This is a genomic window from Rhodococcus sp. SMB37, from assembly GCF_004345605.1.
Lineage (GTDB): Bacteria > Actinomycetota > Actinomycetes > Mycobacteriales > Mycobacteriaceae > Rhodococcus.
Genome location: NZ_SLVY01000001.1, coordinates 211305 through 233091 on the forward strand (window position 1 = coordinate 211305; position 21787 = coordinate 233091).

Consider the following 21787-nt stretch of genomic DNA (forward strand, 5'->3'; position numbering starts at 1 on the left):
GTTCGGAGAGTCGAGTCTACCTACCGGGCCCCAGCGTGTGAGCGCACAGCCTCGACGAAGAGTCGATGGACCCGCAGATCACCCGTCACCTCCGGGTGGAAGGAGGTCGCGAACACCCCGTCCTGCCGCACCGCCACGACCCGCCCCTCGGCCGGACCCCGGGGAACCCGGGCGAGGACCTCGATGTCGGGTCCGACCCGCTCCACCCAGGGCGCGCGGATGAACACCGCCCGCACCGGACCGCCGTCGACTCCTGTCATATCGAGGTCGGTCTCGAACGAATCCACCTGGCGACCGAAGGCGTTCCGCCGCACGGTGATGTCGAGCGCGTCGAGATGCTCGGCATCCGGCCGAGTGTCGAGCACCTCGGTGGCAAGCAGGATCATCCCGGCGCACGAGCCGTAGGCAGGGAGTCCCTCCTTCAGCCGCGCCCGCAGCGGTTCGAGTAGGTCGAACACCCGGAGCAACCTGCTCATCGTCGTCGATTCGCCACCGGGAATCACGATGCCGTCGACCGCGTCGAGTTCACTTTCGCGGCGCAGCGCGACGGTGCGCGCACCGACCGCTTCGAGCGCGGCTCGATGCTCCCGCACGTCGCCTTGGAGTGCGAGCACCCCGATCGTCGGAGTTGTGTGCAGCAGCGAAGTCGCCACGGCGGTCCCCCTTCCTCTCGTGTCGTCGGTGGCCGCCGCACTCACTACCGGGGGTCGGCAGATCAGGAGTCACGCAGGTAGCGCGTGAGTCCTTCCTGCACGACTGCCGCGACCATGTTTCCTCTGTTGTCGTAGATCCGGCCCTGTGTCAACGCACGGCCGAACCCCGCGGAGGGTGACGTCTGGTCGTAGAGCAACCAGTCGTCGGCTCGGAACGGTCGCAGGAACCACATGGCGTGGTCGAGCGACGCGTCCTGGGTCTTTTCGTCGGGGTGGATGACGTGGGCGGAGCCGAGCAGGGTCATATCGCTCATGTAGGCGAGGGTGCACACGTGGAAGACCGGATCGTCCGGAAGCGTTGCACGCGAGCGGAACCACACCCGCTGGTGCGCGGCCACCCCGCGGTCGGCAACCATGTGCTCCGGCGGCACGAATCGGAAATCCCAGTTCGACCACTCATGCAGCGCCCACGCGAACTCTTCGCGCCCCTGTTCGACGAGTGTCTTCGCGTCGGGGAGCTCCTCAGGCTTGGGCACCGTGGGCATCTCGTCCTGATGTTCGAGGCCCCGATCGTCGTCGTGGAAAGACGCCGACATCGTGAAGATCGCACGGCCTCCCTGCACGGCGGTGACCCGGCGCGTGCAGAAAGAGCGCCCGTCCCGGATCCGGTCGACCTGGTACACGATGCCCTTCGTGGGGTCTCCTGGACGGAGGAAATAGCCGTGCAGGGAGTGGACCTGAAATTCCGGGACCACGGTGCGTACTGCCGATACCAGCGCCTGCCCCGCCACTTGGCCGCCGAAGGTCCGTGGCAGCAACGTCTCCGTTGCGATGCCGCGGAAGATGTTCTCTTCGATTCGTTCGAGCTCGAGGATGTCTTCGATCTTCGCCATGCGGGACCTTTCCGTCTTGTACCCGGAAGTAGGTTATCCGCCGGACGACCCGGACAAGTCAGGGACGGCTACCATCCGCGCTCGGCGAGCCGGTGCGGCACCGGGATGTCGTCGACGTTGATGCCGACCATGGCCTCGCCCAGTCCGCGCGACACCTTCGCGAGCACATCGGGGTCTTCGTAGAAGGTAGTGGCCTTGACGATTGCGGCGGCGCGCTGTTCGGGGTTGCCGGACTTGAAGATTCCGGAACCGACGAACACGCCTTCCGCACCGAGCTGCATCATCATTGCGGCATCCGCGGGGGTGGCGATACCCCCCGCCGTGAACAATGTCACCGGCAGCTTCCCTGCTTTCGCGACCTCGACCACGAGGTCGTAAGGAGCCTGCAGTTCCTTCGCCGCGACGTAGAGCTCGTCCTCGGGAAGCGAGCTCAGCCGCCGGAGCTGCTGCCGGATCTGCCGCATGTGAGTCGTGGCGTTGGAGACGTCGCCGGTGCCGGCCTCACCCTTGGAGCGGATCATCGCCGCACCTTCGTTGATACGCCGCAGCGCTTCCCCGAGGTTGGTCGCGCCACACACGAACGGAACCGTGAATGCGAACTTGTCGATGTGGTTCTCGTAATCGGCCGGCGTGAGGACCTCGGACTCGTCGATGTAGTCGACCCCGAGGGCCTGCAACACCTGGGCCTCGACGAAGTGTCCGATACGGGCCTTGGCCATCACCGGAATGGAGACCGCGCTGATGATCCCGTCGATCATGTCGGGATCGCTCATCCGGGACACCCCACCCTGCGCGCGGATGTCCGCGGGCACGCGTTCGAGTGCCATGACTGCCACCGCGCCCGCGTCCTCGGCGATCTTGGCCTGGTCGGGGGTGACCACATCCATGATCACACCGCCCTTGAGCATTTCGGCCATGCCACGCTTGACGCGGGCGGTACCGGTGGGGGCAGTGGTGTCCGGGGTACTCACAGCTGAACTCCTCAGAAGAAACTCGACACAGAACTCGGGTGCAGCGAACCGACACAGCAGTCCGGCGCAGCAAATCCGGCACGATGAAGTCGGCGCGGAAGGGCGTCGCGCAGAAGTGCATCGCGACCCGCCGAGCCTATGACCGCAAGCCGGTGGTTCCCCATATCCAGTCGCGATGCGCTGGCCTTCTCAGGTCGCTGTCGGAATTCTCGGGTCAGCGAATGGCGCGCAGTGGAGTGTTCGGTGCGGTTTCCTCGTGCGTGCCGGCAATACGTCTGGCCTCGTCGAGAAGCTGCGGGAGATCCTGCGGATACAGCGGTTCTCCCGAGGCGACGAGTTCGCTGAGTCCTTCGGTGTCGAACCACCTGAACTCGAGGCCCATTCGATGCTCGAGCTCGGTGAACCCTTCCGAGCCTGGCTCGAATCCGGGTGTCTGCAGGACGAAGAACAGTTCTTCGGAATGAAGGACCTCACCGTTGAACGGGAAGACGGCCACTCGCCGCCACACGGGTCCGACGAGCTGCTCGGCTGCGACGACGTGCCCGGTCTCCTCTGCGAGTTCCCGGACGGCCGCGACACGCAGGTCCTCACCCGGCTCTACGGCACCACCGACGGTGAACCAGAAGCACACCTCCGGACGGGCCGGATCGTGACCGCGAAGCAGGAGCACGCGTCCGGTGTCGTCGAGCAGCACCACCCGGGCCGAGGTGCGGGCCCGGTCCGGTGTCGGCGACTGTGATGGGCCGGCACCGACATTCTCGACGGTCTCGTATCTCTCGACAGTGCCTCCCTTGTCGACTTCGCGTTCGGCGATCTCGAAATAGGTCGGCAGCGGCGCGGTGCCACCGAGGTGGAGCCACCGCACCGGGCGACGAGTGCGCAACGCAAGTGTGTCGCGCACAGCGTCGTTGTGGAATCGTCTGGCGATGAGAACCCGGGCCTCGGCGTCGGCAAGTTCGGCGACCAGTTGCGGGCGCAGACGCTCGACGTCGAGACCGGCCAGTGCAACGGAGAGTTCGTTCTCCGCGGTCTCCCGATGCGCACGGTCCGCACGTTCCGCCCGGTCGGCCAGCACCGACAACCGACGACCGTCCGAGGCGGACGTGGATGCCGCGATGCTCCGCACCACCACGGCACGGCGGGCGAGGGCAGCATCGAGCGCATGCCACGACAGGTTCGACCGCACGTGCAGCCGGTCGAGGCGATTCGCTGTCCCGTACGCCCACAGTCCGAGCAACAGGACAACGGCTGCGATCAACGCCAGGACGAAGACCGTCAGAGCGCTGAGCGTCACGACCGCACCTCCCGTACCGGCCCCGCGCCGACAGTGACCGTCTCGTACACCCGCAGGATCTGGTCGGCCACCACGGGCCAGTCGTAGGTCTCCACGACCTCGGATCCGGCCTCGACCAACGCGGCACGGCGGTCGTCGTCATCGAGGACCTCCAGGATGCCGTCGGCGAGCGCCTTCGAGTCACCGATAGGGACGAGCACCCCTGCTCGGCCGTCGCGCAGCACCCGCCTGAACGCATCGAGTTCGGAGGCGACGACGGCGGTGCCGGCCGCCATTGCCTCGACGAGCACGATTCCGAAGCTTTCTCCGCCGAGGTTCGGTGCGCAGTACACGTCGGCGCCACGCATCGCGGAGGCCTTCTCGTCGTCGTCCACCTGTCCGAGGAACCGGAGGTGACCTGCGTGGGGTCCGGCATCCTTGCGGAGTCCGTCCTCGTCGCCGCGACCCACGACCAGGATCTCGATGTCCGGGTATCGCGCCACCAGTGCGGGCAGCGCCCCGACGAGCACGTCCATGCCCTTGCGGGATTCGTCGAATCGGCCGAGAAAGAGCACAGTCCGGCCCGCTCGCGGATAACCGGGGAGGGGCGGAGAGTGTCGGAAGAACGGAACGTCGACCCCGTTCGGGACTTCCACGGCGTCGGCTCCGAGGGAGGTGACCTGCCAGCGGCGGGCCAGCTCGGAGACTGCAATGCGACCGCTGATCTTCTCGAGAAACGGCTGCAGAACCCCTTGGAAGGTGCTCAGTACCAACGACTTCGTCGTCGACGTGTGGAACGTCGCGACGATCGGCCCCTCGGCGATCTTCAATGCGAGCATCGACAAGCTCGGTGCGTTCGGTTCGTGGATGTGGAGGACGTCGAAGTTGTTGTCGTTGATCCAGCGGCGCACCCGCGCGTAGGAGACCGGCCCGAAGCTCAGCCGGGCCACCGATCCGTTGTACGGGATCGCGACTGCTCTACCTGCAGAGACGACGAAGTCGGGCAGCGTAGTGGTCTCGGAGGCGGGCGCAAGCACGCTCACCTCGTGACCGCGGGCGATGAGAACCTCGGCGAGGTCCACGACGTGGGCCTGGACACCACCCGGTACATCGAACGAGTACGGGCACACCATTCCGATCCTCACTCACTCCTCCATTCGGGCGCGTCGTGAGTCGGACAGATCGTCCATCCACAGTGGTTGCAACATGTGCCAGTCTGCAGGGTGTGCCGCTATATCGGCGGCGAATCGGTCGGCCAGTTGCTGCGTGGCGCTGCCGATACCGCCGCTGACATCGACCTCCGGGTGGACCTGGAATCCCCACCCGTCGTCGGTGAACCAGCAATGCACGGGAAGTAGCGCCGCGCCGGTGTCGATCGCCAGTTTCGCGGGTCCGGCAGGCATCCGCGTGGGTTCTCCCATGAACGTCACTGGCACGCCCTTGCGCGCGAGATCGCGCTCCCCAAGCAGGCAGACGACCTTGTTGTCGCGCAGACGTGCCGACAGCTCGACGAACGGGGGACTCTCGCCACCCGAGAGCGGGAACACCTCGAATCCGAGGCCTTCCCGGTACTCGACGAAACGGCGGAACAACGACTCGGGGCGCAGACGCTCGGCCACCGTGGACAACCCGCCGTATGTGCGGACGCACCACACTCCGGCCATGTCCCAGTTGCCGCTGTGCGGCAGAGCCAGAACCGCGCCACGTCCGGCAGTCAACGCTGCCTCGATGTGTTCGCGACCCTCGACCGCAGAATCGATCGCCGCCGCGGTGGCGTCGAGATCCATCGACGGAAGACGGAAGGATTCGCGCCAATAACGCGCATACGACCGGACCGAAGCCCTGATCAGATCATCGGGTACCTGTTCTGGAGAAACCTCGAGAACGCGGGCGAGATTGCGGCGCAGTTGATTCGGTCCGCCGTCCCGGCGAGCAGCGAAGTCGGCGCCCGCATCGAACAGCCGTGTCGCTACACGTTCCGGCAACAGTCGCACCAGCCGCCATCCCGCTGCGTACCCGAGGTCCGAGAGCCGCTCGGCCGTATTCATGCCCGACCCTCGCCGTTCACGACCGCTCCCCGTTGTCGGTGTCCGTCTCGGGCGTCGGGGCCGATGTCGGCGCGATCGGCAGCAGTTCACGTGCTCCCGGCGAGTTCCGCACCGCGAGTACCCGCTGGATCACTGTGATGACCGATCCCACAGCGAGCGACCACATCGCGATGTGAATGGCCCAGTCGAGACCGAGGCCGGTCAGGCCGGAGCCGACGAGCACGATCACGAGGCGATCCGGACGCTCGATGAGACCGCCGTCGGCCGACAGGCCGCTCGCCTCGGCACGCGCCTTGGCGTACGAGATCACCTGCGAGGACACGAGGCAGATCAGCGTCGCGACCACCAACGGCCTGCTCTGCTCGTGATAGATCGCCCACCACGCGAGACCTGCGAAGATCGCTCCGTCTGCAACTCGATCGCACGTGGCGTCCAGGACCGCACCGAAACGTGTTCCGCCGCCGCGGGCACGTGCCATTGCACCGTCGAGCATGTCGAACATCACGAACAGCCAGATGACGAGTGTGCCGACGAACAGGTGGCCGGCCGGGAACAGTGTGAGGGCAGCTGCGATCGTGGCAACAGTGCCGATGATGGTTACCGCGTCCGGGGTCAGCCCCGTGCGGTTCAGGGCATGACCGAGCGGTGCGGTCACCTTCGATACCGATGCGCGACCGAAGAAGCTCAGCATTCCGAGACCCCCGAATTTCCCATCGACCGACGTATCCGGAATCCGATCCTGCCATGATGCACCGTGAGACCGCGGATGCGGTCGGGAGCGTGCCCGTCTCCGGCCGGCGTCACTCGTCCCATGCCGAGGCCAGCAATGCGCGGGTGTCGCGCAGCAGCTGCACCATCACCTTGGATCCACCGAGGACGGTGATGAAGTTCGCGTCGCCACCCCACCGCGGCACCACATGCAGGTGCAGATGTTCGGACAGCGAACCTCCCGCGGCGGCGCCCAGATTGAGTCCGACGTTGAACCCGTGGGGACGCGACACCTTCTTGATCACCCGAAGCGCCCGCTGAGCGAACGCCATGAGCTCGGTGCTCTCGTCCACCGTGAGATCTTCGAGATTCGCCACCCGCCGGTAAGGCACCACCATGAGGTGGCCCGGGTTGTACGGGTAGAGGTTGAGCACCGCGTAGACGGTTTCGCCGCGGGCGACGACCAGGCCCTCTTCGTCGGCCATCTTCGGGATCTCGGTGAACGGCTCGTACGGCTCGCTCCGCAGTCCCGGGGATTCGGTGATGTACGACATGCGGTGCGGGGACCACAGCCGCTGCAGGTCGTCGGATTCACCGACACCGCGGTCGATCATCGAATCGGCGGTGTCGGCGGGCCCGGGAGTTCCCTCGCCTGTCAAGAGCTCGCTCCCTGCTCTGCCGGACGTACCAGCTCCGCGGTGGGAGAGGCGTTCTCGCGTCGGCGAACCCACTCGGACACCATGCTCACGGCCTCGCCGACGGGCACACCGTTGACCTGGGTGCCGTCACGGAACCGGAAGCTCACCGCACCGGAAGCCACGTCGCGTTCGCCGGCGAGCAGCATGAAGGGAACCTTCTGCTTGGTGTGGGTTCGGATCTTCTTCTGCATGCGATCGTCGGACACATCCACCTCGGCGCGGATCCCGGCCGACTTCAGTTCGGCGACGACGTCGAAGAGGTGATCCTCGAACTCGGCGGCGACAGGGATACCGACCACCTGGACCGGCGAGAGCCAGGCGGGGAATGCGCCGGCGTAGTGCTCGGTGAGTACACCGAAGAATCGCTCGATCGAGCCGAACAACGCACGGTGAATCATTACCGGACGGTGCTTGATGCCGTCGGATCCGGTGTACTCGAGTTCGAAGAGCTCGGGCAGATTGAAGTCGAGCTGAATGGTCGACATCTGCCAGTTACGACCGAGCGCGTCGTTGACCTGGACGGAGATCTTCGGCCCGTAGAACGCGGCGCCGCCCGGATCCGGCACCAACGTCAGGCCCGAGGACTCCGCGACCTCACGCAACGTCTCGGTGGCCGTCTCCCACAATTCGTCGCTCCCGACGAACTTCTTCGGGTTCTTCGTCGACAACTCGAGGTAGTAGTCGTCGAGGCCGTAATCCTTGAGCACGTCGAGGATGAAATTCAAGATCGTGGTGAGCTCGTCGCGCATCTGCTCCGGCGTACAGAAGATATGCGCGTCGTCCTGCGTCATGCCGCGCACACGGGTGAGCCCGTGCACGACACCCGATTTCTCGTAGCGGTAGACCGAGCCGAACTCGAACATCCGCAGTGGCAACTCTCGGTACGAACGCCCCCTCGACCGGAAGATCAGATCGTGCATCGGGCAGTTCATCGGCTTGAGGTAGTAGTCCTGGCCGGGCTTGCGGATCGTGCCGTCGTCGTTCAGTTCCTCGTCGATATGCATCGCGGGGAACATGCCGTCCTTGTACCAATCGAGGTGGCCCGAGACTTCGTAGAGGTGCCCCTTCGTGATGTGCGGGGTGTTGACGAAGTCGTATCCTGCGTCGACGTGGCGCTGGCGCGAGTAGTTCTCCATCTCCTGACGGATGATGCCGCCCTTGGGATGGAACACCGGCAGACCCGAACCGAGCTCATCGGGGAACGAGAACAGGTCGAGTTCAGCACCGAGCTTGCGATGATCGCGGCGCTCCGCCTCGGCGAGCAGCTCCAGGTGGCGGTCGAGTGCCTCGGAGGATTCCCACGCAGTACCGTAGATCCGCTGGAGGTCGGCATTGTCCTGGTCGCCGCGCCAGTACGCGGCGGAGCTACGGGTGAGCTTGAACGCGGGGATGAACTTGGTGGTAGGCAGGTGCGGGCCGCGGCACAGGTCCTTCCACACCAGCTCGCCCGTGCGGGGATTGAGGTTGTCGTAGATGGTCAGCTCTTTGCCGCCGACCTCCATGATCTCGGGGTCCGGCTCGAAATCGCTGCTACCCGACTTGTCGTCGATGAGCTCGAGCTTGAACGGCTCGTTCTTCAGTTCTTCGCGGGCGTCGTCGATGTTCTCGACGACGCGGCGGGAGAAGCGCTGCGCATCCTTGACGATCTTCTTCATTCGCTTCTCGAGCTTCGCGAGATCCTCCGGGGTGAAGGGCCGCTCGACCTGGAAGTCGTAGTAGAAGCCGTCCTTGATGGGCGGGCCGATGCCGAGCTTCGCTTCGGGGAATTCCTGCTGGACGGCCTGGGCAAGAACATGCGCGGCCGAGTGCCGGATCACGCTGCGGCCGTCCTCGGTGTCGGCACGGACTGCCTCGACCTCGACGTCCGCGTCGGGAATCCAGGCGAGGTCGCGCAGCGCACCTTCGTCGTCCCGGACGACCACGATGGCGTCGGGACCCTTGGCGGGGAGTCCTGCGTCACGCACCGCGGAAGCGGCAGTGGTCCCCGCAGGCACCCGGACGAGCGTGGCTGGATTCGCGGATGCGGGCGTGGTCACTGTGCTGGACTCCTCGGCTGGATGCCTGTTCTGGGGGCTGCTACCGGGCGCGTCGGCGATGCGCGACGGCAACCTCCCCATGCTATCGATATGCGCTCACGCCGCCGAACACAGGGCATGCCGAGCGAAACACGGCAACGACGCACCCGAACCGTCAGAGCGAGTGCAGCCCCGTGAGGACCCGTTCGAGAAGCTCACTGCCCGGCCCGACCCGGTCCACCGTGCTGTGCACGGTCAGGATGCCCGCGCCTGCGAGGTCGCCGATCAGCACACGGGCCACTCCGAGGGGAATTCCCGCCAGAGCGGCCACCTCCATGGTCGAGCGCGGTTGTCCACACAGGCCGACGACCACACGGTGCTCCTCCGCGAACTTGCCGGCCATCATGCTCGTCGACGACGGGACCGTGGACACCAGCGCCTCGAGCGGCAGGTCCACTTCGGCCCGGGTACGGCCACCGATACGGACGAACGGCCTCACGAACGATGATGTGTGATCTTCCAATTTCCCGACTCCCCCAGTGCTTTCGTACACAGTGCCGTCGAACGTCCGATCCATCGTGCGCGAGTCCCGGCGCACCACCTCACCGGCAGCCACCTGACCTCCGGTAGTCGGCTCCGCCCCCTCGGCCGACGCCGGTGTCACAGCAGCGTCCCACTCCGACGACCGCTCCCCCTCTTCAGAGGGCGAATATACAAGATCGTCCCGCTTCGTGCGGTGGCGTGGACGCCTGGACCCGAAGCGGGCACCTGTCGTCCCCACTGCGGGCCATGCACCGTCTGCGACACTCATCTGACGAATCCTCCTCGAACCACCGCGGTCTGCACCTGCATCGCCCATACGGACTTCGATGGCCGCAGACGTGCACATTGTCGTCGAGCCGGCAACGAGCCACTCGTCCCATCGGATCACACAGCCACGGCTGCGCTCGACAGTTGCATGCCAAGATACGCAAAAAGGGCACCCTGTGCAGGGTGCCCTTGTGCGAACCTGTGGTCCCGGCTGGGATCGAACCAGCGACCTTCCCGGTGTGAACGGGACGCTCTTCCACTGAGCCACGGGACCGTTCCGCTTTGCAGCGGCTCGAACGCAAAGAAATTTAACATGCCCTCGCGTGCGAACACGAATCAGCAGGTCACACCACTTTTCGCGGTATCGCGCCCGAACCGATGGGCTCCTACGTCGGCCTCTCGGGACCTCGCCCCACAAGGGCAGCCCCCCGAGTAGAGGACCGCCTGACGCAGCGATCCTCCGAACATCGGGGAGCGGCACATCGGATGGCAGCACCTCGGGCGCGCCGTCCTTTCGGTCGTTCACTCCCACGTTCCGGGCCCACTCGATGCCCCTCAATCCGCCCCAACGACGGCCCCACACCCTTTCCAACGCCGTCCTGGCTGAGTTTTCTTGCGCTGACCTGCAGATTTGTGTGTTTCCTCGATGGTCGGCTAAGTTTTTAACCGCACCACGGAGAGCACGACGCCACGGTGCAAGTGCGGATGTAGCGCAGCTGGTAGCGCATCACCTTGCCAAGGTGAGGGTCGCGGGTTCGAATCCCGTCATCCGCTCGAGAGGTTGGACTCGACCTTTTATGGTGGAGTGGCCGAGTGGTGAGGCAACGGCCTGCAAAGCCGTGCACACGGGTTCGATTCCCGTCTCCACCTCGCGCGATTAGCTCAGCGGGAGAGCGCTTCCCTGACACGGAAGAGGTCACTGGTTCAATCCCAGTATCGCGCACCAGGGTCGACCAGCACGTGGGTCGATTCGAGTTTCACCCAACGTGCATATGCGGATGTAGCGCAGCTGGTAGCGCATCACCTTGCCAAGGTGAGGGTCGCGGGTTCGAATCCCGTCATCCGCTCCACACCGGCGTTCAGTGCCGGCGCGATTAGCTCAGCGGGAGAGCGCTTCCCTGACACGGAAGAGGTCACTGGTTCAATCCCAGTATCGCGCACCAGAAAACAGTGAAGTCCCCCTTCGGATTCCGAAGGGGGACTTCACTTTCTCGGTCAACGCGCGGCGTCGAGCCGATTCGCTCCGGAAATCATGGCGCGCAGGGTGGATTCGGTCGCAGTCTGCCCCATACCCAAGGCCCACTTCTGCTGTTCCCCCTCGCGACAGAGGAGGAACGTCGCACGCGTTCCACCGAGTTCGCGCTGATGGAACGAGAGGATCTCGAGATTGATTCCGAGATCGTGGAGCATCGCGGTCATTCCCGCCACAGGACCGTTCGCGACAGCCGACGCCGTGTGGATCGATGCATCCACCGCGAATGTCGCCTCGTATTCGCTGCGACCCGCAGCCTGCGCAGTGACGGTCCATCCACCGAGCCGCACCGGACCGTTCTGCGGCGCGTGGACGGCAGCGAATCGTTCCCAGGTCAGTCCCGCAGCATCAGCCCGCAACGGCAGGGGCAGACGATCCCGCCACGATCGCTCGGAGGTACGGTCACGGGACGAAGCAGACGCGAGGGAAGCGGCCGAATCGAAAGAAGTGGAATCGAAAGCGTTCATCGGGGTGGTCTTCCACGAGAAGGGAGGACCGACACGTAGCTCAATGACCCGCAGCGAGGGGTCGGTCCGAATCAGACCCCGCTACGGCGGTGAACTACGAGTACGCGCTTCATGACGCCCACCTTAGAACCTCGATGTGACGAGTGCAAACCTCTGACCGGAAATCATGTGACGAAACCGTGACCGCACGAACAGAGCCGCAACTTGGAAGCTGAGGAATCCCTCATGTATCGTGGGAAGTGCCATCCCCCCCGATGGTAATGAACCCCAGCCATGACCCCCCATCCAAGGCTGGGGTTCAGCCATATCCGGGCACTTTCCGGGCCGGCGTACGTCGAGCCTCGTCGGCTGGTTCACTGGAATCATGCCGACACCACTCGAAGAAACCACCGCACCTATTTCCGTGGAACGTGCAGGGATCTGGGACGCCGAGAGCATCGCCGACGTGGCGGCAGCAACATTTCCGTTGGCGTGCCCACCCGATTCGACGAGCGCGGACGTTGCCGCTTTCATCGAGGCCACACTCACGGCCGAACGATTCAGCGAGTACCTCACGGACCCGACACGGATCGTTCTCAAAGCCTCCGTCGACGGTGAGATCGTCGGATATCTGATGGCAATCGATGCTCCTCCCGAAGACCCGGAAATCGCCGAGATGATCACCGCGCGCCCGGCGATCGAGATCAGTAAGTTCTACGTCCTCCCGGGCCGGCACGGTACGGGGGTCTCGAAAGCGCTCATGGCAGCCATCGTCGAGCTCGGCCGCTCAGCCGGTCACGCCGGATTGTGGCTCGGAGTCAATCAGCAGAATGCGCGAGCGCGTCGCTTCTACGCGAAGGAAGGGTTCGACGTCGTCGGTGAGCGCACGTTCACGGTGGGGTCGCAGATCCACGACGACCACGTGATGCAGCGCACCCTGTAGGGCGCGCTGCATCACGGTTGCAGTCACATCATCAGACTTGCAGAGGCATCCGAACTGCGGGAGTCTGGGCTGCGGACATGCCCGTCGATCGGACCGCGAGGTCAGGCGGGAACCTCGAAGCGCGACAGCGCGAGCAGACGCGAGGTGGCGCGCAGATACTTCTTACGGTAGCCACCGGCCACCATTTCGGGCGTGAAGATCTCGTCGAGCTTCGCGCCCGCCACCGTCACGGGAATACTCGCGTCGTAGAGACGGTCGGCGAGGACCACCAGTCGCAGGGCAACGGACTGATCCTGTGCCGGGTGGACACCGTTGAGGAACACCGCGCTCACACCCTCGACCAGTTTTCCGTAGCGCGAGGGGTGCAGCGTGCTGAGGTGGGCGCACAACTCGTCGAAATCGTCGAGCGTCGCGCCGGGAACCTCGTTGGCTCGTTCGACGAGGACCTTCGAGTCGACCGGTTCGGGCGCGGGGGGAAGATCACGGTGACGGTAGTCGGGGCCGTCGACGCGGAGTGTCTCGAAGATGGAGCCGAGCTTCTTGATCTCGCGGAGGAAGTCCTGCGCCGCGAACCGGCCCTCGCCGAGCTGACCGGGAAGGGTGTTCGAGGTGGCAACGATCGAGACCCCACGTGCCGACAGCTCGGTCAGCAGCCGGGACACGAGCATGGTGTCGCCGGGATCGTCCAGTTCGAACTCGTCGATGCACAGCACGCTGTGACTCGACAGTTCCTCGACGGCCTTGTTGAAGCCGAGGGCACCGACGACGTGGGTGAGTTCGACGAACGTGCCGAATGCCTTGGGCGAAGGGGCACTGTGGAAGATCGAGGCGAGGAGGTGCGTCTTGCCGACACCGAACCCGCCGTCGAGGTACAGACCGGCACCCGTGGACGGCGCCTTGCGGCCGAACAGCCCGCGCTTACCACTGCGGATCTTCCCGACCTTCCCGACGAACGCCTCGGCTGCGGCCACGGCAGCTGCCTGGCTGGGCTCCTCAGGATCCGGGATGTACGACGCGAAACTCACCTCGTCGAACATCGCGGGCGGCACCATTTGCGCCACCAGTTGGTCTGCGGGCACCACCGGATTCCGGTCGACGAGACGTTCGTGCATCACACCAGGATAGTGGCGGCGAATGGCACATCCAGCACAGGACGGGGTAATGGGATCTACTTCACAGGCCGTTCACAGTGAGTTCACCGCATCGGAGCATGACAGGGGTACACCTCGTCCCCTTCTGGGCGCACCGGTGCACACCGCAGCTACGCGCACCTGGCAGGCTGTCCGCATGCGCAGAACCGGGGTGCTCGCTGTGTGTTGGCTCGCAGTTGCGTCGGTGGTGGCCGCATGCGGAGCGGGTCCCTCGATCCGTCCCGACGTGGCGGTCGTCCAGGACGTGGGAGGCGAGCAACCGGCCGAGCCCGAAGAGAGCGACCCGGGCGCCACCGAACTTCCGGTACCGCCGAGCGACCTCGCCTGGCGCGACTGCACGGCCGAAACGATCGGCGGTTTCGGACTGCCACCAGGCCCGACCGGGCTTGTTCTCGAATGTGCACAAGTTCCCACACCGATCGACGTCACGGGCGCGGTACCCGGATCGTTCCCGCTCGGAGTACTCCGGGCGCGGATCGCCGATACTCCCGACGACGTCGCGCCACTGGTCGTGACGACCGGCTCCGATCTTCCGTCGAGCCGGGCGCTCGCCGCACTCGCGACCGGCCCGATGTCGGCGATCCTGACCGCCCGCCCGCTGGTCGCTGTCGACCGTCGCGGGCTCGGGATGTCCCAGGAGATCGACTGCATCTTCGGGGCCGATCGCCGTGCCCTCGCAGACCTCGGGCAATTCGGTCGCAGCGGAGATGCGTCCGATCGCGTCGCCGAACTCGGTCGACAGGCGACCATCTCGTGCACCGACTACCTGCAACCGCAGCAACTGATGTTCGGTGCATCGCATGCCGCCAGCGATATCGAGCAGCTGCGCCGCGCCTGGGATGTCGACCGGTTGGGTCTGCTCGGTATCGGCAACGGCGCGACCGTCGCGCTGGCATACGCAGCCGCCTATCCGGGTGGTGTCGGGCGGCTGATCCTGGACTCACCCTCCGCAGCGACCGCGGACGCCGAATTACTCGCCGAATCCAGTGCGCGAGGGGCGGAGGCCGCCGTCGACGAATTCTCTCGCCGATGTGCTGCCCTGGAGTGCTCACTGGGGCCGGATCCTCGCGGAGCGATCGAGGAACTCTACGGTCGCGCAGCGGATGGCCTGCTCGCGCCGGTGTCGTCGAATGCGCTTCTGACAGCGATCACTGCCTTCCTGGGTACACCCCGCGCAGACCTGCAGGCCCGCATCCGCGAGTTGTCCGACATGCTGGCCGCCGCCCGGGACGGCGACGTCATGCCACTGCTCGAATCCGTGGGGGCAGCCGAGGCGATGCTGTCGACGGACGGCCAGTGGGTGTCGCAATGCAGCGACGGGCAGCGATGGCCGACCGCGATGCGCGCCGTTGAACTACAGAAGATCTGGTCCACGTCGTATCCGTTGTTCGGTGGAGATGCCGCCGTCGCGGCGACGTCGTGTGCGGCGTGGCCGAGCATGGCGCCGCCGCCGCTCCCGGCAGCCCTCGACGTACCGGTGCTCGTCACCAGTGCGGCCGCAGATCCGATCGTCGGAAACGCCGGCTTGGAATCGGTCACAGGAGCACTGACTGCGAGCGGTATCCGATGGACGGCTCTGGCATGGCAGGGCGCCGGATACTCGGCGACACTCCATTCGACGTGTGCCCAGAGCCGCGCCGAGGCATATGTGGCCGATGGTGTGCTTCCACCGAACGGGAGCCTCTGCCCGGCCTGATCGCAGCCTGCAGAGTCCCTGGATGCGTGGTTCGGTCCGATTGCGGTGTACCGTGCCGTAGTGTTCCTCAGCAGTCTCGAGCCTCGCACCGCCCGCACCACAGCGGAAGTGGTCAAGTGCGTCGTATGGCCATTGGCCGTACTGACGGTGTTGCATCGGGTCGTCATCAAAGCTGTCAACGGCTTCCGGACCGACGACTTCAAGCCAGTGTACGAGGCCGCGTTGGCGTTCCTCAATCGTCGCCCGGTATACACCGCCAACTTCGATTGGGTGGATCCGCACTACCTGTATCCACCGTCGGGGACGCTGCTGATATCACCGATTGCCGTAATCGATCCCGAGCGCTCCCGGTGGTTGTTCATCCTCGCGAACGCGATCGCGATCCTGATTGCCCTCTATCTGCTGCTGCGGATGTTCGGGTTGCGTCTCGATTCTCCGGTCGCGCCGATCCTCGTGCTGGCCGCGTTCTCATCCGAGACTGTGACCAACACTCTCGTCTTCACCAACATCAACGGCCTCGTGTTGCTCGGCGAGGTGGCGTTCCTGACGCTGTTGCTCAAACGTCGCGACCTGTGGGCGGGTGTTGCACTCGGCCTCACCTTCGCAGTGAAACCGATTCTGGCGCCCTTGCTGTTGCTACCGCTGGTGCGAGGCCAGTGGAAGGTGTTCGTCACCGCCGCCGGTGTTCCCTTGGCACTGACTGCCATCGCGTGGCCGTTGTCGGTCGACGCATGGCAGTTCGTCGAGCACACTGTGCCGTACCTGCTCGAGTCGCGCGACTACTTCAACAGCGCGATCGTCGGCAACGGCATGTATTACGGACTGCCGGGCTGGCTCGTCGCGGGTCTGCGGGTCGTGCTCGGGCTGATGTTCGTGGCGTCGATGTGGCTGCTGTACCGCTACTGCCGCGACGACGAACTGTTCTTCGTGTGCACGAGCACCGGCGTGCTTCTGGGTGCATCGTTCCTGCTCAGCTCGCTCGGCCAGATGTACTACTCGATGATGCTGTTCCCACTGCTCATGACCGTCTTGCTTCCGAACTCGGTCATGCGTAACTGGCCGGCATGGCTCGCCGTCTACGGTTTCCTCAGCTACGACTCATGGCTGTCCGGACGTTGGGTCGAGGCCGGTCGTGCGGCCGAGTACATGAAGACGACGTTCGGCTGGTCCCTGCTGCTCATCGTGGTCTTCGCAGTCCTCTTCGACCGCTATCTGGCCGCGCGCCGAGAGGGTCGTCTCGACGGTGGTATCGAACCGTCGCACCTGTTGCGTTCGGCCGAGTCGGAGACCATGGCCCGGTCGAAGCCGGACCAGGAACCGGAGCACGAAACCACAACACGTTGACCTGACGCCTCGTCATCCGCCTCGTGGCCGCACCCACTTGATGGCACAGTCACTCGCGCACCGCTAGCGTGGATACCATGACTAGCACCCCCCGATCGGAACCCGCACCGAAGGTCACGCTCAGCGACGACGAGTGGCGCGCCAAGCTGACCCCGGCCGAGTACGCGGTGCTGCGCCAGGCGGGTACCGAACGTCCGCACACCGGCGAATACACCGATACCGAAACCGAGGGCGTCTACGAGTGCCGCGCGTGTGGTGCGGAGTTGTTCCGAAGCTCGGAGAAGTTCCATTCCCACTGTGGCTGGCCGTCGTTCTTCGATCCGTCCGAGTCCGACGCCGTGATCCTGCGTGCCGACGACAGCCTCGGAATGCGGCGGGTCGAGGTTCTGTGCGCGTCGTGCCACAGCCACATGGGCCACGTGTTCGAGGGTGAGGGCTATCCGACGCCCACCGATCAGCGGTACTGCATCAACTCGATTTCCCTGCGCCTGGTTCCGAAGGCCTGATGCCTGCGGCCGACAGTGCTCTCCACAATGCATCGGGTCGTTCGGCGGTGGGACGAGGTTCGACGAGCTCGAACGAGCATCCGATCTTGCGGGCGGCACCGTCGGCCTTCTCACTGTCGCCGATCATGAGGGTGCGAGTGGGATCGACTCCCAGCGTCTCGACGGCGTACCGGAAGATCTCCGGTTCCGGTTTGACAGCCCCCACTTCGAACGACAACGTGAACGCCGAGACGAGATCGTCGACACCGAGTACGGCGAAGGCCGGCCGGATGTCGAAGGCAATGTTGCTGAGCACCCCGATTCGGTAGCCCTCGCCCGACAGAGCCTCGATCACCGGGACCGTGTCGGGATATACGGTCCAGCAGGCCGGGTCCGTCACCTTCGCGTACAAATTCTGGGCCTGCTGTGGGTCGGCGACACCGGACTTCCTCAGCACCGTGAGATAGGCCTCCCGATGCCACGCCGGGTCGCGGTCACGATTGGTCCAGGCGTGATGCTCTTCGGCGTCCATCTCGACAGGTTGCCCGGTCGGGGCCGTGAGGCGTCGCATCAATTCGGCCTGCTGGTGCACATCGAACTGTGCACCAGCGTTGTCGGTGATCTGCTCCATCCAGCTGTCGTCCTCTTCCAGCCTGAACAGCGTGCCGGAGAAGTCGAACAGGACGGCGTCGAACGAAGTCGTGCCCATACCTCGAAAGGCTAACAACGGTGGCTGACAACAGACGAATGGAAGTCTGATACTCGGTGCCGACACCGAGCTGCTCTCAGTCGGCGTACATTCCGTCGATCAAGCCCTTAGCGATCGTAGAGGCCGGATCACGGCCGTCGACGCCGGGCGCCAAGTTTGCCCAGACAACGAGCGTGATGCCGTTCTCAGGATCCGATCCCATGAACGAGTTGTATCCGGGCAGTTCGCCGGTGTGCCCGTACATCGGTCCCATCTTGGCGATCCCCCAGCCGTAGCCTGCCGAGTCGGGCACGGACGGGTCGGTCGGGAGGATGCTGTCCATCCGCTGTCGTTGCAGGTCCACATCGAGTACCGAACCGTCGGTGAGCGCCTCGACCCAGGTCGCCAGGTCGTTCGCAGTCGCGATACCCGCCCCGGCGGCCCACGCCCACGACGGATCGGTGTTCGTGACGTCCGTGGGGGCAAGGGTTCCGTTTTCGGCTTCGGTCTGCATTTCCTCGGGCAGAGCAGGATCGGTGAGGGTGAGCATGTTGGTGCCGAAGAAGTAGCCGTGAGAATAGGGCGTGGGGAGCGCCACCTCGGTAGCGTCCGGGAACGACGAATTCGTCATCCTGGTCGTCCGGAAGATCCGTTCGTCGAAGATATCCGACAACGGCTGGCCATCGAGCTGTTCTGCGATCAGGCCGAGCAGGATGTAGTTGGTGTTCGAGTAGTGGTAGCCCTCCCCCGGCGGGAAATACGGCGGGTGGGCGTAGGCGAGTGCGAGCAGTTCATCGGGCTCCCAGACCCGCTCCGGATCATTGTCGAGTGCCTCATTGAGTTCCGGGGTCTCGCTGTAGTTGTACAGGCCCGACCTCATGTTCAGAAGCTGTTCGATGGTGATGTTCTCGCCGTTCGGGACATCGGGCCGGTGTTCCGACACCGGATCCGACAGCGACAGTGCACCCTCGGACACCATCTGGAGGATGACGGTCGCCGTCCAGGTCTTCGTATTGGAGCCGATGCGGATGTGATCGTCGAGAGAGACCGGATCGCCTCCATCACGCTCGGTGGTTCCGTAGGTCGCGGTGATCGTGCCCGACGGCGTGCGCAGCAGCGCGACCGCTCCGGGTAGGAGGAATTCCTGCGCGCCCGACTCGAGCGCGGACTGCAATTCGGCTTGATCCACCGGGCTCGGGGTCCCGGCCGCGGGCGCTTCGGAACCCGATGTCGTGGCCGTCGCCGTTTCCGTTGCCGATGTGGCGGAGGATGTGTCGTCCCCCGAATCCGCGCATGCACCGGCGAACAGAACCACTGCGACTGCGGCGCCGGCAGCCCGCAGACGACGATCGCTTACCGCACGGCGCTTCATGAGTATTCAGACTACTGCGACATCACTCGAATAGTGACGTGTTTCACAGACGACGCCGGATGGTCGGTGGGTCGTATGCCCGAATCGGTGGGAGTTCACCGTCGAAGTGCTCGATCTCGACGAGCACGTGCTGCCCGGTGCAGCCGTGCGACAGGCGCGAGGTCCCCACGTCGGCGGTGAGCACGTTCGGGTTTCCGTGCACACACATCGACCCGGGGTCCTGCGGGTCGACGGGGTCGTACCACGCACCGGTCGAGAGCTGGACGACGCCGCGCAGCACCCCGTCGTCGAGTACCACCCCGGCGAGGCAGGCACCACGGTCGTTGAACACCCGCACCACATCACCTTCCGAGAGGTTGCGCGCTGCGGCGTCGCCGGGATGCATCCGGATCGGCTCGCGCCCCCGAATTTTCGAGGCCTGGCTGACCGCACCGTGGTCGAGCTGGCCGTGGAGTCGGGTGCGCGGCTGATTCGCGATCAGGTGCAGCGGGAACTGCTCGGCACGTGCGCCTCCGAGCCACTCCTCCGGCTCGTACCACTTCGGATGGCCGGCGCAGTCCTCGTAGCCGAACCCGTCGATGTCCGCGGAGAAGATCTCGATGCGGCCGCTCGGGGTCCGCAGCGGGTCGCGTTGCGGGTCGTCGCGAAACTCCTCGAACAACGTCAGATCGTCCTCGGTACGCATCCGCACGTGACCACGACGCCAGAACCCGTCGAACTCGGGCGGATCCTCGACTCTGGCGGGGTCCGCGAGGACGAATCCGCGCCACTGCCCGTAGAGATACTCGAGCCACTCCTGCGCGCTGCGTTTCTCGGTGAACCGGTCGCCGAAACCGAGCCGGTACGCGAGCGCCGAGAACGTATCGTAGTCGTCGCGGGCGTCCTCGAATCGGGGTACCGCCGCCTGCATCGCAACCAGCAAGGGGTCGCTGCGCGTGCAGGTCAGGTCGTTGCGTTCGAGGGTCGTGGTGGAGGGCACGACGATGTCGGCGTGCTTGGCCATCGGTGTCCAATACGGATCGTGGACCACGATCGTGTCGGGGCGCCCCAGTGCGTGGCGGAGGCGACCGATGTCCTGATGGTGGTGGAACGGATTTCCGCCCGCCCAGTAGACGAGCCGGATGTCGGGGAACGTGTACTGCTTGCCGTCGTAGTCGAACTTCTCCCCCGGTCGCAGCAACAGATCGGAGATCGCGGCCACCGGGATGAAATCGTCCACGTCGTTGTTGCCCTGGAACAGCGTGGGCAACGGATACGGCACCGGCGCGGTGCCCGGTTCGTTCATCGATCCGTACCCGTGGCCGAAGCCTCCACCCGGTACACCGATCTGTCCGAGCATGGCCGCCAAGGTGATTCCGGTCCACGGAGCCTGCTCGCCGTACCGCACTCGCTGCAGCGACCACGACACCGTCACCAACGTCCGTGAGGACGCCATTCGATGTGCGAGTTCGATCAAAGTGTGCGCGGACAGTCCCGACAGCTCCGCGGCCCACTGCGGCGATTTCGGGACCCCGTCCGTGCGGCCCAGCAGATAGTCCTCGAACTTGTCGTAGCCCGTGCAGTACCGGTCGAGGAAGCAACGGTCGGCGAGGCCCTCGGTGGCCAGGACGTAGGCCAACGCAAGCATGATCGCGACATCGCTGCCGGGCCGAGGTGCGAGCCACTCGCACTCGCCGTGCGTGTCGTCACGCAGCGGGCTGATCGACACGATTCGCCCCCCGCGAGCCCGCATCCGATCGAGTGCATCGCGGGTGGGGTGGTCACTGTTCCCGCCGTCGTTGATGGAGGTGTTCTTGACGGGAACACCGCCGAAGCACACGAACAGTTCCGTGTGCCGCGCGATGAGATCCCAGTTGGTCGAGCGCGCGAACAGTTTCCAGTGGGTTCCGACGACGCGGGGCATCACCACACCGGTCGCACCGAGCGAATAGCTGTGCACCGACCGCGTGTATCCGCCGAACATCTTGAGGAAACGGTGCACCTGGCTCTGCGCGTGATGGAACCGTCCGGGCGCCGACCATCCGTAGGAACCGCCGAAGATCGAGCGATTCCCGTAGCGATCCGCGACACGTCGCAATTCACGGGCGAGCAGTTCGGTCAGTTCGTCCCACGACACGGCGACGAACTCGTCGCTGCCACGGCGTGTGGAGGGCCCTGGCCCGTTCTCGAGCCACCCGCGGCGCACCACCGGGCCGGCGATGCGGGCGCGGTGCCGCACCGAGCCCGGCACGTTCCCGAGGATGGGTGACGGGTCGCGGTCGCCGGCGAAGGGGTGCACTGCGACGACTTCGCCGCCACGCGCCTCCGCCGCATACATCCCCCAGTGCGCCATATGGGAGGA

At 65.2% G+C, this 21787-nt stretch carries 19 protein-coding genes and 6 tRNA genes; 9 read left to right on the plus strand and 16 right to left on the minus strand.

Features of this window, described 5'->3' with window-relative positions; genetic code table 11:
- Positions 1 to 20: 20 nt before the first annotated feature.
- The 11 genes from pdxT to EV641_RS01070 form a co-directional block, all read right to left on the minus strand.
- Positions 21 to 638, minus strand: coding sequence for a pyridoxal 5'-phosphate synthase glutaminase subunit PdxT (gene pdxT, locus EV641_RS01020; RefSeq protein WP_132470759.1), 618 nt, complete (start codon positions 636 to 638; stop codon positions 21 to 23).
- Positions 639 to 715: 77 nt separating this feature from the next.
- On the minus strand, positions 716 to 1546 hold the full coding sequence (locus tag EV641_RS01025; RefSeq protein ID WP_132470201.1) for an acyl-CoA thioesterase II: 831 nt from the start codon (positions 1544 to 1546) through the stop codon (positions 716 to 718).
- A gap of 68 nt (positions 1547 to 1614) precedes the next feature.
- Positions 1615 to 2517: a pyridoxal 5'-phosphate synthase lyase subunit PdxS gene (gene pdxS, locus EV641_RS01030; RefSeq protein ID WP_132470204.1), complete on the minus strand. Its 903-nt coding sequence runs from the start codon at positions 2515 to 2517 to the stop codon at positions 1615 to 1617.
- 214 nt (positions 2518 to 2731) lie between these two features.
- A complete protein-coding gene (locus EV641_RS01035) occupies positions 2732 to 3811 on the minus strand; it encodes an NUDIX domain-containing protein (RefSeq protein WP_054713326.1) in 1080 nt (359 codons plus the stop codon).
- Entirely contained in the window at positions 3808 to 4935 is a 1128-nt protein-coding gene (locus tag EV641_RS01040; protein WP_054713325.1) for a glycosyltransferase family 4 protein, read from the minus strand. Before EV641_RS01040 ends, EV641_RS01035 begins: the two co-directional genes overlap by 4 nt.
- The gene (locus tag EV641_RS01045) at positions 4936 to 5838 is read right to left on the minus strand and encodes a phosphatidylinositol mannoside acyltransferase (protein ID WP_132470207.1); all 903 of its coding nucleotides are present in this window, start codon (positions 5836 to 5838) and stop codon (positions 4936 to 4938) included. It abuts the gene before it with no gap.
- Positions 5839 to 5854: 16 nt separating this feature from the next.
- Positions 5855 to 6529: a phosphatidylinositol phosphate synthase gene (pgsA, locus tag EV641_RS01050; protein WP_132470210.1), complete on the minus strand. Its 675-nt coding sequence runs from the start codon at positions 6527 to 6529 to the stop codon at positions 5855 to 5857.
- Positions 6530 to 6638: 109 nt separating this feature from the next.
- Entirely contained in the window at positions 6639 to 7160 is a 522-nt protein-coding gene (locus tag EV641_RS01055) for an HIT domain-containing protein (RefSeq protein ID WP_054713333.1), read from the minus strand.
- Positions 7161 to 7201: 41 nt separating this feature from the next.
- Positions 7202 to 9280, minus strand: coding sequence for a threonine--tRNA ligase (thrS, locus tag EV641_RS01060; RefSeq protein WP_132470212.1), 2079 nt, complete (start codon positions 9278 to 9280; stop codon positions 7202 to 7204).
- A gap of 154 nt (positions 9281 to 9434) precedes the next feature.
- The gene (locus tag EV641_RS29615; protein ID WP_241996720.1) at positions 9435 to 9758 is read right to left on the minus strand and encodes a DUF742 domain-containing protein; all 324 of its coding nucleotides are present in this window, start codon (positions 9756 to 9758) and stop codon (positions 9435 to 9437) included.
- A gap of 513 nt (positions 9759 to 10271) precedes the next feature.
- Positions 10272 to 10343, minus strand: a tRNA-Val gene (locus tag EV641_RS01070).
- Positions 10344 to 10770: 427 nt separating this feature from the next.
- Between EV641_RS01070 and EV641_RS01075 the strand changes: the two genes are divergently transcribed.
- The 5 genes from EV641_RS01075 (at position 10771) to EV641_RS01095 (ending at position 11232) form a co-directional block, all read left to right on the plus strand.
- Positions 10771 to 10843 (plus strand) — tRNA-Gly (locus tag EV641_RS01075).
- Positions 10844 to 10868: 25 nt separating this feature from the next.
- A tRNA-Cys gene (locus tag EV641_RS01080) sits at positions 10869 to 10939 on the plus strand.
- Position 10940: 1 nt separating this feature from the next.
- Positions 10941 to 11015 (plus strand) — tRNA-Val (locus EV641_RS01085).
- A 48-nt stretch (positions 11016 to 11063) separates the two neighbouring features.
- Positions 11064 to 11139 (plus strand) — tRNA-Gly (locus tag EV641_RS01090).
- A gap of 18 nt (positions 11140 to 11157) precedes the next feature.
- Positions 11158 to 11232, plus strand: a tRNA-Val gene (locus tag EV641_RS01095).
- A gap of 52 nt (positions 11233 to 11284) precedes the next feature.
- Here EV641_RS01095 and EV641_RS01100 read toward each other — a convergent pair.
- A complete protein-coding gene (locus EV641_RS01100; protein ID WP_054713324.1) occupies positions 11285 to 11788 on the minus strand; it encodes an alpha-isopropylmalate synthase regulatory domain-containing protein in 504 nt (167 codons plus the stop codon).
- A 364-nt stretch (positions 11789 to 12152) separates the two neighbouring features.
- Here EV641_RS01100 and EV641_RS01105 point away from each other — a divergent pair, with 364 nt between their 5' ends.
- Positions 12153 to 12710 carry a GNAT family N-acetyltransferase gene (locus tag EV641_RS01105; protein ID WP_132470218.1) on the plus strand — a complete coding sequence of 186 codons (558 nt, stop codon included), beginning with the start codon at positions 12153 to 12155 and terminating at the stop codon, positions 12708 to 12710.
- Positions 12711 to 12811: 101 nt separating this feature from the next.
- Here the strand turns inward: EV641_RS01105 and zapE are convergent, their stop codons facing one another.
- Positions 12812 to 13822: a cell division protein ZapE gene (gene zapE / locus EV641_RS01110; RefSeq protein WP_054713331.1), complete on the minus strand. Its 1011-nt coding sequence runs from the start codon at positions 13820 to 13822 to the stop codon at positions 12812 to 12814.
- 175 nt (positions 13823 to 13997) lie between these two features.
- Between zapE and EV641_RS01115 the strand changes: the two genes are divergently transcribed.
- From EV641_RS01115 to msrB, 3 genes are all read left to right on the plus strand, one after another.
- Positions 13998 to 15557 (plus strand): alpha/beta fold hydrolase, encoded by a 1560-nt coding sequence (locus tag EV641_RS01115; protein ID WP_199233092.1) that lies wholly within the window; start codon positions 13998 to 14000, stop codon positions 15555 to 15557.
- Between the two features lie 60 nt (positions 15558 to 15617).
- Positions 15618 to 16901, plus strand: a complete 1284-nt coding sequence (locus tag EV641_RS01120) for a glycosyltransferase family 87 protein (RefSeq protein WP_241996721.1) — start codon at positions 15618 to 15620, stop codon at positions 16899 to 16901.
- 77 nt (positions 16902 to 16978) lie between these two features.
- Positions 16979 to 17407, plus strand: a complete 429-nt coding sequence (msrB, locus tag EV641_RS01125; RefSeq protein WP_054717584.1) for a peptide-methionine (R)-S-oxide reductase MsrB — start codon at positions 16979 to 16981, stop codon at positions 17405 to 17407.
- Here the strand turns inward: msrB and EV641_RS01130 are convergent.
- The 3 genes from EV641_RS01130 to EV641_RS01140 form a co-directional block, all read right to left on the minus strand.
- The gene (locus EV641_RS01130; protein WP_054717582.1) at positions 17370 to 18095 is read right to left on the minus strand and encodes an HAD family hydrolase; all 726 of its coding nucleotides are present in this window, start codon (positions 18093 to 18095) and stop codon (positions 17370 to 17372) included. The genes msrB and EV641_RS01130 overlap by 38 nt on opposite strands.
- Before the next feature lie 76 nt (positions 18096 to 18171).
- A complete protein-coding gene (locus tag EV641_RS01135) occupies positions 18172 to 19446 on the minus strand; it encodes a serine hydrolase domain-containing protein (protein ID WP_132470224.1) in 1275 nt (424 codons plus the stop codon).
- A 43-nt stretch (positions 19447 to 19489) separates the two neighbouring features.
- The gene (locus EV641_RS01140; protein WP_132470761.1) at positions 19490 to 21778 is read right to left on the minus strand and encodes a molybdopterin-dependent oxidoreductase; all 2289 of its coding nucleotides are present in this window, start codon (positions 21776 to 21778) and stop codon (positions 19490 to 19492) included.
- Positions 21779 to 21787 lie beyond the last annotated feature (9 nt).